The organism is Levilactobacillus humaensis (genome assembly GCF_024345185.1).
Taxonomy (GTDB): Bacteria; Bacillota; Bacilli; order Lactobacillales; family Lactobacillaceae; genus Levilactobacillus; species Levilactobacillus humaensis.
The window spans coordinates 1-12,847 of record NZ_BROB01000009.1; the positions used below are offsets into that span (position 1 = coordinate 1).

Consider the following 12,847-nt stretch of genomic DNA (forward strand, 5'->3'; position numbering starts at 1 on the left):
GAATGCTCCTATGCTTGTTTTATTAATTATGGCACAACTGTTCAGAAATTTATGTACCAAATACTAGGATAGGAGCACATGGTTATTCAACGTGTGTACCAAAAGAAAACTCAATCTTTTTAACCAAGTCATCTAATGAACCGATGACAATCGCCTGATCTCTTAAATCACCAATTCTTATATTGTCGTGATGTCTCTTTAAAATCTCTAGACCACCCTTTGATGGAAATAATACGAACCTATACTCATATTCACCTGAAAACTTAATCTCCTTTACTAAATTTGCAGCCAATATTGATCCTAACCTCAACGGAATCCGGCCCTTCCACTCACTTTCGGCAATATTTTGAGCCTCTTCTGCCATATATTCTCTCTTTACATAATGTACAGGCGCCTTTAAATTCCTAATCGGACCTCCTCCATTGAATTTATTCAGTCTTCTTTCAATTCTATTGGCAACAATATTAAAGTCTTTAAAACCAACAATTGTTTTTGGGTAATCTGTATCATTCATAAGCATTTGATACAGGTCTTTAATCACATCGTACCTAATGATATTTGCAGTTTCTATTCCTGGATGAAGTTGGGTTACGCAAAAAATATTTGCCGGGTATTTAAAACTTATAGAGTCTGGTAGTCCCTTCAAAGCATTATGCGGATAATATCCACTATAACTCACAGTAGGACTAAATACCCCCTCGTGCTTGTCACCTATGCCTATATTATCGTTAAGTTCTTCAATTTCCCTATACGACACAGTAGAACCAAAATGTAATTCTCCATATTTCAAAAAATTATCAAGATACTTTGTATCAACAAGCTTTAGCACTAATGTTCCAGTCATACAAATTTCTCCTTTGTATTTCTGCAATCTGTATCACTTACAATGCGGGTACCCCTCATCAATTACAAATGCTCGATAAACTCGTTCCATTAACATCAACCACATCAACTGATATGGCAATGTACCCAAAGATAATCTGAATATCCATAGGCAGCCAGATTCTGATAAAACTCCTTCGATTCCCCTTCCTGCCCAGGATGGCCAAGACATGAACGTATTAAGCAGTCTCTTAACCTTGTTCAGGATGAGTTCGCCTTTCGGAGCCATAATCTAGCCCATCTCGGGGTACATCATGCTTCCTTTTTTATCTGAAATCTCGACGATACTGAATTTATAAAAATAGAAAATCCACTTAGCAGACAATATCAAGTGCTTCCGTATTCACCGAATAAACTATACGTAATTAATCTAAAACTTCCATCCGTAATAAAAGTATCTGTTCAAAACTACTAATCATCAATATCAAAATCACGAACCTTTTGTTTTTGATCTTCTGACAGCAGAAAATAATCCATAACTTTCTCGTCTATTTCATCATTTAAATTAATGATATCTTCACGAAGATTACTTTTTACTGCATGTAGCATTCTAGTAGCCATCTCTCCCAATTCTCTTTGCTCTTTTTCAGATACTTTCGGAACAATTAACTGTTTGATTTGATAATTACGCATGGCAGGAAAAGTACTTCTTTGCAAAAAATCAAACTTTGTTAATCCATAGTAAGATTCCACTTTAGATTCTAATACGGCCAAAAGAAACAACGGATCAACTCTTATCCTGCTAATGATTTTAAATTTCTGTTCGTTAAGTATTGTATCTTTTACATAAGTAATTACAAAAGGATAATTATCAGTAGCCAAAACCTGTCTTATTAACAATCGTGGACCCATAAAATTCTCAATTTTTCTTTTCGCTGCTAAATGACTGCCATATCTTAAATATCTTCCATCCCAATTGTCCCCATATCTGTGAATCATATCTAAGAATGGAAAATAGTTTTTATCCTTTTTAGATGTTGAAAAGAAATCATTATTCGTCTTAAATCTATCTAATGCTCTGTCGTTTTCAACATTTATTGGTTGCTCTGGATCACCCTTACCACCTTCAAATACTTTCAATCCGTCATATATATGAGCTACTGTGTCCAACATCTTACCATTTTCATTCATAGTATCTATTACCTTAGAATCAGTTTTAAAGGCTGAGATGGAAAACACACTTTTCGATAATAAATCTTTTGGGGCTATAACAATTGGAGTACTCATAATTCCCTTATGCAACTCCACCATTTTTACCTTTGTCGGCTTCTTTAACACGGAGCTTATGATACAGTTATCGACTGAAGCATCTGGAAATATTCGATCCTTTGAATTTAATATAAACAAATCTCCAGTATTTTTTAGAAGATAGCGTCTTAATCCCCCATACTGTTTTACAGTCATAAAAGAGTTAGGTATTATCATACTAAATATTCCATTGTTATTTAACAGTTTAAACGCCAAGTTTAAAAACAAACCAAATGTATTGGCTTGGTAGTCATTCAAATCATACTCACGGCTAAAATATTCTTTTTGAGAATCAGTAAACGGAGACCCGACACGAGAATATATATACGGAGGATTCATAATGATTGCATCAAATCCTTTAAAATCACCATCTCCATCCAAAACCTCCGGAAATTCCATCCGCCATTCCAATCCTGAATTAAATATTGGTTTGTTAACCTGATTCTGCCATTTTTCCCACGCTTGACGTTCCTTAACCTTTAAATTCTCAATTCGTTCCTGCTGCTTTTTTAAAGTTTTAGGATTTGAATCTTCAAAAATGTCGATAGTACCAGCCTTGGCCAATTGACGCTGATATTTTTTCCATTCTTTTCTCTCTGGAATATCGAAACTAGTATAAATTCTACTCTTTATTCTGCTTATTTCATTAGTGAGATCAGCCTTAATTCGCTTATCATGCGTGTTTTTATACTTAAAAACTTTCTCATAATAATCATTTAAATGTATAACATCGAATCTTTTATCAATCAAGCTATCCCCATCGATACTTGTATCCAATGGAATATTATGTAACAGACTATCACCAATCTTTATGTTGATATCAATATTTGGCAATGTTGTTAGCTCCTCGATTCCATCTTCTACTTTATAATAAGAATTTTTTAACAACTCAATCCAGAGTCGTAATCGGCAGATATTCACTGAATTAGGATTGATATCAACACCAAATAAGCAGTTTTCAATACACTTTCTTTTCTCATGGAAAATAACTTTCTGAATTTTTGTACTAAACGCGTCTCCTCTTTTATATAAAATATTGTCACCATTTATATCTTGAAAGATAAGCTCATCATTGACAACTCTGCACTGAACTTTATTAAGCACGCTACCGTCACGGTTCATTAAACATCCAAGTTCTACTTTTGCAGCAATAATTTCATTTAATACCGATACCAGAAAATGTCCTGATCCCACTGCTGGATCACATATTTTTATCTTATCAATAATGTCACTTAACTCTTTAAATGCCTCCACACCATCCCTCACATTAATATTAGTACTAATATCTTCAAAACTATGACAACTCCAACCTTTTATCTCATTTACTTTTTTAGTGATAGTTTGTCGTACAAGTCTTCGACTCATAAACATTGTGGTAGTTCCCGGGGTGAAGAATGAACCATCTTTATATCCATTGATTTTTTCAAAAATCAATCCAAGAACAGATGCATTAATTAAGGTACTCTGGTCGTGCTGCTTGTTTTGAATCGAGGTGGTAAAATCATATGCATTTAAAAAATCAAAAAGATACTTTAATAATTTCGTTTTACCTGTTTTCCGTTTTCGATTACTATTTTTTAATACCGTTTTATTGTAATATTCAATATCCATTTCATTTAGCCCAGAAATACTAGTCCCTAAACTAGATTTCTCTAATCTATCCAATTCAAACAAACTGCTATTCAAATAAGGAACATGTGGATACTTATTGCTGAGCTTTTCATTACGCTCTGTTCTTTGCTTAGCTAGTATCCCAAAAAACAAAGCATTCAAGTCATCAAATGATTTTATTTTATCAGTGTTTAAGAAACTATATCCGTCATCATTACCATTAAAACTAATTAGCTGACTTTCCAGTAATTTTAGAAAGAGTATACGATTTATCCAAACTACCGATAATGAAATAGCATTATCAAATTGTTTCTCTACTGGAACGTCTCGTAAATCTAAAGCTTGAATTGTACTTTCTATTAAAGAACCCTCTTGTCGATTACTTTTATCAAACCTAGTAATTATATGTTTTTTTTCAGAAATCACATCTTGCAATCCCATTATATATAGCAATTCATCATAAAAGCGCTTATTAAGCCGGTTAGAATCCGTAAATACTTCCTGATTCAGTAAATTTTCCGGGGTAAAAAAACGATATAATTGTGTCACGTTTGTGGTCTTTAACTGTATGTTATTTTGTCGCTTAGCTTTTTGTGCATCTATTAAATTAAAATGCGTTATCGCAATACCTGCATTCATTGCTTCTTCAATTGCTGGTGAAACAACATTCTTATACAGAAAATCAGTACTACTACTAGCTAATTGTCCTTTTTGCCAACTGCGATAAAGCTTTATGAGTTTATTTTTCTTAATAAAAAATTTTTCAATTTGCTCTGAACTAATCACAAACCAGGACAATCCATTTGTCACAATGCACCTTTTAATTTCTATATTGTTATTATCCAAGCGCTCCTTCAGATAATATGAAATCACTTCCTGAAATGCCTTAGTATTAAGATTCTCTGAGGTCATCATCTCTGCATCATTGGTGGTGCTTTTTGTCTCAATTAAAACTCCAATCGTAGATTCTGCCGTTTTTCCATTAAAGATGACCAGATCATCTCTGCCATAAGTATTGATGTAGTTCCCGCTTTTAAAAACATAATCCTTTAAAAAATCTCGTAATATATTCTTTTGATTTTCCTCTGTTTCAGCATAGTGTTCACGCAGTGTTGTCATATATGCCACTAGTCCCTGTTCAAAGCTTCTTTTAGCCTCTTCTTGTGGCATGATTGCCTGAACTGCTTTATTGATACTTTCTTTTAATTTGAGCCTTTTTATAGCCATTATGTTTCCTCCAATCAATTAAAACATAGCATAGATGCTATTTAACAAAGTGCTCGTGTAGCACGTTATAACTTAACCTTCCTCACTAGTCCATACTTCGATTGATTAATAAATATAGGCTAACATACTACTATCCTATAACGTTAATCACTCAATTTATGGTCATCACCATCACTTATGATACGGACTCCCATAACCACTCACTCAGCGATTAATCCCAAGAAAAACCGCGTCACTTATGATATGGAGACCCCTCATTAATCATAAACGCCCGATAAACCTGCTCCGTCAACACCAGCCGCATCAACTGATGAGGCAGCGTGAACCGGCCAAAGGAGATCTGAGTATTCGCCCGTTTCAACACAGCTGGCGTCAGTCCCAGGGACCCGCCGATGACGAAGGTGATGTCTGAGTGGCCGTAGGTGGTCAAGTCCTTCAATTCCTTGGCAAACTCCTCGGATGACCGTTCCTTGCCCAGGATGGCCAAGGCATAGACGTATTCGCGGTCCTTAATCTTGCTCAGGATACGTTCGCCCTCCGCGGCCATGACCTGGTCCATTTCGGCCTGTGACATGCTTTCGGGGGCCTTTTCATCCGGCACCTCGACGATACTGAATTTACAGAAACGAGAGAGCCGTTTGGCATACTCCGCGATCCCCTGTTTAAAGTACTTTTCCTTTAACTTCCCGACGACGACAAACTTGATGTTCATAATTATCCTCCTATGCACAGGTTATCCACAAAGTTATCCACAGGTGGACAAACGCTGTTCCTAGATATTGGGGGTAAACGATGTCCGACCTACGACATCTATTTTTTCAAAAAAAGTCAATGCTTTTTCAGTTATCCACCGTTGTCCCCCGAAACGGGCGTTCGGGGCTACCGCTTACAATCCCCGTCACGTCGCGCTTTTGACTATCAATTTTTCAATAAAAATGTTTCTGTCCACAGTTATCCACCGAACCTGTGGATAACTTTTACACCGGTTCCAACCGCGGTACTATCCTGTTTATAAGTTATCCACCGCAACTTCGGTCCGCTTATCCCCCAAGTTATCCACAAACGAAATTTCAAAAAATTTCCGCCCTGAATTACCCAAGGCCTTGGCAACCTCTTCGTTCGGCTCCTTATCCAATGACGACCGCTTTCACTCGAGTTCGCCACCCCCGAAACTTCGGCTTTTCAATTAATAGTTTATCACAGCAAAAAACGCCGGCGGAGAAAATCTCCAGCGGCGTTTTCAATTTCACAGGTTTAATTTAGCTTTCTGACGTGGCACTCGTCGTCTTACTCAACTGTGAGGACGTCTCGGTCAGCTTGACCTTCGTGGTCTTCTTCTTCCCGTTATGGTAGTACGTCAGCGAAACGGTATCGTTCAACTTGTACTTGTACAGGAGGTCTCGCAGCGTTGACTGGTCAGAAATCTCATGTCCACCCAACTCGGTAATAACGTCGTACTTGGCCAAACCAGCCTTCTTAGCGGGTGAATCTGCGGACGCGCTCATCACAACAACCCCAGCATCCACGCTAGATGGCAACTTCAGGACTGACTTCTGTTGCGAGCTGGAAACGTTGGCGAGGTCCACGTAGGTGATCCCTAACGCTGGCCGCACAACCTTCCCCTTCTTAACCAGTTGATTGATGATGTTGACCACTTCGTTGGATGGAATGGCAAAGCCCATCCCCTCAACACTGGTCCCTTCGGCATCACTGGCAATCTTGGAAGAGGTAATCCCGACAACCTGGCCACCGACGTTAATCAGCGCCCCACCGGAGTTCCCGGGGTTAATGGCGGCATCGGTTTGGATAACCGTGGCATTCCCGGTCTGAGTCCCGGCGGAATTCGTGGTTTCAATCGTCCGTTTCTTAGCGGAAATGATCCCTTCGGTTAAGGACGTCGCGTACTGGCTACCCAGTGGCGACCCAATGGCTAACGCGGTCTCACCGACCTTAATGTCATCGGAATTCCCGAATGAAGCGATGGTCTTCAAGGACGCGCCGTTAACCTTCAGCACAGCCAAGTCGGTGACGGAATCTTTTCCGACCAACTTCGCCTGAAGCTGCTTCCCAGAGCTCGTCACCACGCGCAGTGCGGATGACCCAGACACCACGTGGTTATTGGTCACGATGTAGGCCGTGTTGCCGTCCTTCTTATAAACAACCCCGGACCCTTCGGAGGCTTCCTCTAAGGCTGCCTTAGACGAACTAGAATCCGAAGACGATGAGGAATCCTGACCGAACAATTGGCCCAACGTGCTGTTACTACTGCTTTGATTCTGCAGGTTGACCACGGAGACCATGGCCCCCTTCACCTTGTTAAAGGCTTTGGTGGATTGACTGCTGACGTTGACCGTCACATTTGAGGTCTTGGTATTCCCGGTCGAATTACTACCACTAGGAACTGCCGTATCATTAATCCCGCTATTATTAAAGTAAGTAATTCCACCATAGGCGGCACCCCCACCTAATAGTCCGGCAACCAGTGCCGTCACAGCTACCTTTGTCAGGGTTAAACCGCCGCGTTTACGGGTCTGAGGTGTTGGTGTTTCTTGGTTATTATCATTAGATTTATTATTTTGATTATTATTATCCATCATATTGCGCAAAAAGCGCGAACCCTCCTCAATCATCGATCGGGTGTCACCGACCGCTAGTTTAGTAACTTCTATGTTACCCGGATCCTGTGAATTTTTTTTGATAAATAGATGGTGAAATCCTAAAGTTTTCTTACAGGGCGACTAACGGCGTGGCTTCTTCCGGATTGGTATCAATCAACTGGAAGTCATGGCCCACACCGAAATCACGGTTCTCCATCATGGAGGCCACGGTCAGGTGGCACAGCGACTGCATGTTGTTATGCAGGCTTCGGTGACCCAGGTAAATCTTCTTGGTCCGGTTGCCCAGCACGTCCATCAGGGCATCGGCCCCTTCTTCATTGGACAAATGACCCTTGTCGCCAAGGATCCGTTGCTTCAGTGGCCAAGAATACTCGCCCATCCGCAACATTTCCACGTCATGGTTACATTCCAACAGGTAGGCGTCGGCATCCTTGATGACACCTTCCACGTGTTCGGACACGTAGCCGGTATCCGTCAAGATGACGAAGGTCTTGCCATGGTAATGAATGGCGTAGAACTGGGGTTCCGCGGCGTCATGGGAGACTGAGAAGCTCTCCACATCGATGTCGCCAAAGGTCTGAACGGTATCTGGGGCAAAGAGGTGTTTCTGAGCCAAGTCGACCTTACCGATCTTGGAACTCATCGCATCCCAGGTGCCTTCGTTAGCATACACATTGAGCTGTTGGTACCGTCGTGCCAAGATCCCCACCGCTTGGCGGTGATCCGAGTGTTCGTGGGTGACCAGTAACGAGTTAACGTCACTGAGGTCCCGGCCAATGTTGCCCATTAATTTTTCAATCTTCTTGCCACTAAGGCCCGCGTCGATTAAGATCCGCTGGTTAGGGCTTTCCACGTAGCACACGTTCCCCGTGCTACCACTGGATAAGACACTGATCCGCAAATCATCTGCTGCATCTGTCCGCAATTCCATCTGCCCTCTCCTTAAATTCAATACCGTAATAATACCGCATTTCCGTACCGTTGTAACTAACCGCGTATCAAACAACTTATATTCAAGCTTCATCCCCGACTGATCCCGCACTTACCCGCTAAGGATAGGCCACGACGCCGTCACAACGCCGGACAGCCTTGCCTCTGCCATTTATGAGGATTTACCAGTTCGACAACCAGCCGGCCCTGAGCGGCCCCTCTCGTCCCAAATACGTCGCCAATAAAAAAGGACGACCGCAGTCGCCCCTCAGAAATCTTTATTCACTGGTTGTGGCGGTCCCGGTTCCACTGACGGACTTCACACTACTGTCCGAGTTCAGGATGGCGCCGGTAAAGGCGTTCACCCGTTTCAGCTGGAGGACCCCAGCGTTATTGCCGCTATCGGCTTTGTACGCGATGATCCAAGTTGGAATATACACGCTACTGTTCTTCAAGTTGAAGTACCGCGTGTAAGCCAGCTTGGTCCACACAACCTTACTGTTATTGGCGATCTGGTTGTATTGATACAGCCAGATGAGGGCCTTACGTTCGGAAATCGTATCCGTCTTTTCCCGCAGGGTCTTGGCACCCGGCAGATACCCTTGCGAGTAGCCGGTGACCGACCCGGTATTGGTCAGGCTGAAGCGAATCTCCCCAAACTTGGAGTAAATCTGCCCGTCCGTGACCCGCTGGGTGTAAACCACCGTGTTATGACTGGATAACTGGGCGTTGTACTTATACTGATCCCCATTTAGAATCAGCGAGGCGTTATTGACCACCTCATCCAGCACCTGGTTCGGATGCTTGGTATCCACGCCGTTAATGGCGGCCTTGAACGTTGAGATGAAGGTCCCATCCGACTGGTAACGCACCGTTTGGTCGGTCAGACTGGTCAGGCTACTCTTGACGCTATCGTTATTACTGGTAGAGATGTAGTAGCCCTCGCCACTCTTCTTAGACGGTGTCGAGAACTTGATGTCATCGGCCCGCATTTCCTTCACGATCGTGGTGTCGCTATCCACCGAACGGCTGGAGGCCGTCTCGGTCTGGCCCGTGGTGTCGCGCTGGAACGCGGCAAATAGGAAAATATCAATGGCGATGAACGCGACTAGAAATAGCCACTCAATGCGTCGAAAATCCATACCGGACTGGCCCCCTTTACCTCTTGTTTATTGTTTAAGCATCTGCGTGGCAGTCTTCCAACTCCCGTCGTAGTGCACGTACCAGGTTGGTGTCAGGTTGACGACCTTATCCGACGAGGCGGACGCGAGCCACTGATACCCAATCTGTAAGCTGCTAATTTTAGACTTGTGATAACCGGCCGCGACCAGCTGATCGATCACGCTCTGAGTCCCAGACAACGTGACCGACTTCTTATCGGTTGGCACAGGCACCTGCAGGCTATAGATCGCGAAGTTATACCGCCGCACACCTTGCGATAGCATCTGAATCCGCGCCGCGCCGTAGTTGCTTTGGTTGAAGATTGGGAAACCTTCCACGAAGCTCCGGTAGGTCACCGTCGACTTGCTGGCATTGTAGCCATAGTAACGCAGGTTTTCCATCGGAATCCCGATCGTCTTCACCGCATCATAGCCGGACTTTAACGCCTGGTTAAAGCTCAGCGACGCCTGTAAAGCACTGTAATCCTCAAACAACGCGGTTCCACTCTTATTATATACGGTGAGTTGCCGTGAGGCACCATCACTGTAGATGGTGCTTTCCTTATTCTTCTTGGCCGAAACGTTGGTCGACTCCCCTTTATTTAACAGGCGAGTCGTGAAGTAGTCCGTGGACTGCTGGTTGACCAGATAACTATAAGACGGCACCGTGACACTATTGGTGACGTAGGCCGAGGCGGAATCCCCGAGCCACTGCATCTTGACGTCAATCCGAAAGAGATTTTCCTTCAGAATCTTCTTGATGGCCGTGACCTGTGACGACTTCACCTTAACCTGATAGACGTTCTGTTTCCGGTCGTCTAGCAGGTAGATATGGTCGCTATTGCCTAGCGGCACCATGATCCGTGAAAATTGGGTCGTGGTCCGCGTTAACTTACTGTTAAAGACCGTATTGAAGAGCCGACCATTAATCGGGCTCGCATACGACAACAACAGGCTGTTCTTGCGCGTCAGGTAAGCCATGTAGTCCGCCTTGGACGCCACGCGAACCCGACTCATCCGACCGAAGTCCCATTTTTCCAAAGATTCACGAATCTCGGTCGTCAAATTAACTTTTCGGTTGTTTAATAGTTCTTGTTTTCCGGTACCATCGCTATAAATGACCTGCGTGGGGAGGTAAACATCCTTCTGTGGTCGGGTGTTCAGGTCCGTCGCCGGCGTATTGGAACTCCGCTGCCGACTGTGTTCATACTGCGCCGGGTTGGTCCAAATCATCGCGGACAGGACCACACTGACGGCCACCGCGACGGTCAATCCCAATGGTAGGAGAGCTTTAGTTATCTTCATCCCAGAGATCATCCTCCTCGTATGGCTTGTAAGGCAGGGAAATGTAGAACGTTGACCCTCTGCCCTCACGACTATCAACCCAGATTCGACCGCCCAGTAACTGGACAACTTCACGAGAGATGGCCAGGCCTAACCCAGTCCCACCTTGTGCCCGTGAACGGGCCTTATCAACCCGGTAGAACCGATCAAAGATTCGTGGAATATCCGCCCGCGGAATCCCCAAACCTTGGTCAGCGACGCTCAAAATCACGTTGTTATGGGTCTCTAACAGCCGGCAGGTGATAACCCCACCGTCTGGCGAGTATTTAATGGCATTATTCATCAAATTGTCCAACACTTGTGTGAACCGGTCGGTATCGATTTCAACCCACAGGTCGCGCTTGGTGAAGTCACGTTTGATGGTATAGGTCTTCTCTGGCCGGTCATCTTGCTTCAACATCATGTCGAAACGGTCCAACACGTAGTTGAAAAGTTCATTCAGGTTGACCATTTCCAGATCAACCTTCTGGGTCCCGGAATCCATCCGTGACAAGGTTAACAGGTCGTTAATCATGCGGATCATCCGGTCTGTTTCTTCCTGCGTCACCTTTAAGAAGTGTGGCGCTACCTCAGGATCCTTCCAGGCCCCTTCGGAAAGCGACTCGATATAAGCCCGCACACTGGTTAACGGTGTCCGCAACTCATGGGAGACGTTCGAAACAAATTCCTTACGATCCTGATCAATCTTCTGTTGTTCCGTGACATCGTGAAGCACACAGACCAACCCGGAGATGAAGCCGGATTCCCGCTGGATCAGGGAGAAGTAGGCTTGCAGAATCAGATCATGTTCCTTAGTAGAAAAATCCAAGACTAAATCATCCGGGTTTTCTAGCAATTCGCGCAACGTATAGTTGTCACGGATATCCAGTAAATCCAGAATTGATTTGCCAACGGCCCCATCGGAATCAGTATCCAAGAAGCTCGTGGCAGTTTCGTTAATAATCGTGACATTCCCACGGCGGTCGGTGGCAATAACCCCATCGGTCATGTGGGCCATGACGGAGTCTAGCCGGCGGCGTTCGGATTCCGTGGATTCTTGGGCCTCTTCAACCCGCACGGAGAGGTTGTTAACGGCACTGGCCAGTTGCCCCAGCTCGTCACTCCCATAGACCCGCACGTGGCCAGAGTAGTCTCCGCGCGCGATCCGCAAGGTTTGTTTCTTCATTTCATCAATGGGTCTCGTGATAGCCCGGGAAATAATAATGGCCATCACTAGCCCTAAGATAATGGCCACAAAGGTTGCAGACACGTAAATTAAAGTGATTTGATTAATATTCTGATAAACGGAGTCCAAACTCGACCGCATCGAAATAACCCCGACTAATTCGCTGTTGTTACCTTGCGTCCGAATTATTCGCGTAATGGTGGTGTAGTACCGGCTATTATTCTGAGAATTATAGGTTGTCCGGACCACGTCACGGTTATTGTAGATAGCGTTCTTAATGTTATTGTCAGTGGTTTTCTGGCCAACAACCCCTTGGTTATCGACTTCGTTGGTTCCGCGAATGGTTCCCTTGTTGTCAATGACTCTAATCTGAGCATTGTTGGTGTTGTTAATCTCTGAGAGGGTCGATTTAATCTTCTTATCTGCGGATGTGGTATTCGTCGTCGACAGCTCGTCAGACAAGCGGTTCACAATGTAGGTCTGCACCACTTGCTGGGACTTAAAGGTATTCAAGTTCTGTCGTTCTAGTTGTCGGACGAACACAGCCCCCACGATCTCCAGCGTTAACAACAGGAGGAGCGCGAAGACCAGCGCGATTTTAAAATGAATCGACTGGAAAAATTTAATTTTGCTATTCACGAAGTGACATACTCCTCCAATGC

General features: G+C 43.9%; 9 protein-coding genes. All 9 read right to left on the reverse strand.

The features are described from left to right. Window positions 1-82: 82 nt before the first annotated feature. On the reverse strand, window positions 83-844 hold the full coding sequence (locus tag OCU14_RS03955) for a hypothetical protein (protein ID WP_261809895.1): 762 nt from the start codon (window positions 842-844) through the stop codon (window positions 83-85). Between the two features lie 33 nt (window positions 845-877). Continuing rightward, a complete protein-coding gene (locus OCU14_RS11270) occupies window positions 878-1,111 on the reverse strand; it encodes a 23S rRNA (pseudouridine(1915)-N(3))-methyltransferase RlmH (RefSeq protein WP_373875069.1) in 234 nt (77 codons plus the stop codon). 182 nt (window positions 1,112-1,293) lie between these two features. Then, the gene (locus OCU14_RS03965; protein WP_261809896.1) at window positions 1,294-4,968 is read right to left on the reverse strand and encodes a DUF7149 domain-containing protein; all 3,675 of its coding nucleotides are present in this window, start codon (window positions 4,966-4,968) and stop codon (window positions 1,294-1,296) included. 232 nt (window positions 4,969-5,200) lie between these two features. Continuing rightward, window positions 5,201-5,680 carry a 23S rRNA (pseudouridine(1915)-N(3))-methyltransferase RlmH gene (gene rlmH / locus OCU14_RS03970; RefSeq protein ID WP_057878196.1) on the reverse strand — a complete coding sequence of 160 codons (480 nt, stop codon included), beginning with the start codon at window positions 5,678-5,680 and terminating at the stop codon, window positions 5,201-5,203. 547 nt (window positions 5,681-6,227) lie between these two features. Further along, entirely contained in the window at window positions 6,228-7,565 is a 1,338-nt protein-coding gene (locus OCU14_RS03975; protein ID WP_261809964.1) for a S1C family serine protease, read from the reverse strand. A 130-nt stretch (window positions 7,566-7,695) separates the two neighbouring features. Further along, the gene (locus OCU14_RS03980) at window positions 7,696-8,517 is read right to left on the reverse strand and encodes an MBL fold metallo-hydrolase (RefSeq protein WP_261809897.1); all 822 of its coding nucleotides are present in this window, start codon (window positions 8,515-8,517) and stop codon (window positions 7,696-7,698) included. A 277-nt stretch (window positions 8,518-8,794) separates the two neighbouring features. Further along, window positions 8,795-9,658 (reverse strand): two-component system regulatory protein YycI, encoded by an 864-nt coding sequence (locus tag OCU14_RS03985; RefSeq protein WP_261809898.1) that lies wholly within the window; start codon window positions 9,656-9,658, stop codon window positions 8,795-8,797. 27 nt (window positions 9,659-9,685) lie between these two features. Further along, window positions 9,686-10,981, reverse strand: coding sequence for a YycH family regulatory protein (locus OCU14_RS03990; protein ID WP_261809899.1), 1,296 nt, complete (start codon window positions 10,979-10,981; stop codon window positions 9,686-9,688). Continuing rightward, on the reverse strand, window positions 10,968-12,824 hold the full coding sequence (gene walK, locus OCU14_RS03995; protein ID WP_261809900.1) for a cell wall metabolism sensor histidine kinase WalK: 1,857 nt from the start codon (window positions 12,822-12,824) through the stop codon (window positions 10,968-10,970). Before walK ends, OCU14_RS03990 begins: the two co-directional genes overlap by 14 nt. Between the last annotated feature and the right edge of the window lie 23 nt (window positions 12,825-12,847).

Coding starts and splice junctions, on each gene's coding strand:
- OCU14_RS03985 (WP_261809898.1), bottom strand. CDS start 9,658: ATGGATTTTCGACGCATTGAGTGGCTATTTCTAGTCGCGTTCATCGCC.
- OCU14_RS11270 (WP_373875069.1), bottom strand. CDS start 1,111: ATGGCTCCGAAAGGCGAACTCATCCTGAACAAGGTTAAGAGACTGCTT.
- OCU14_RS03990 (WP_261809899.1), bottom strand. CDS start 10,981: ATGAAGATAACTAAAGCTCTCCTACCATTGGGATTGACCGTCGCGGTG.
- OCU14_RS03980 (WP_261809897.1), bottom strand. CDS start 8,517: ATGGAATTGCGGACAGATGCAGCAGATGATTTGCGGATCAGTGTCTTA.
- OCU14_RS03975 (WP_261809964.1), bottom strand. CDS start 7,565: ATGATGGATAATAATAATCAAAATAATAAATCTAATGATAATAACCAA.
- OCU14_RS03965 (WP_261809896.1), bottom strand. CDS start 4,968: ATGGCTATAAAAAGGCTCAAATTAAAAGAAAGTATCAATAAAGCAGTT.
- rlmH (WP_057878196.1), bottom strand. CDS start 5,680: ATGAACATCAAGTTTGTCGTCGTCGGGAAGTTAAAGGAAAAGTACTTT.
- OCU14_RS03955 (WP_261809895.1), bottom strand. CDS start 844: ATGACTGGAACATTAGTGCTAAAGCTTGTTGATACAAAGTATCTTGAT.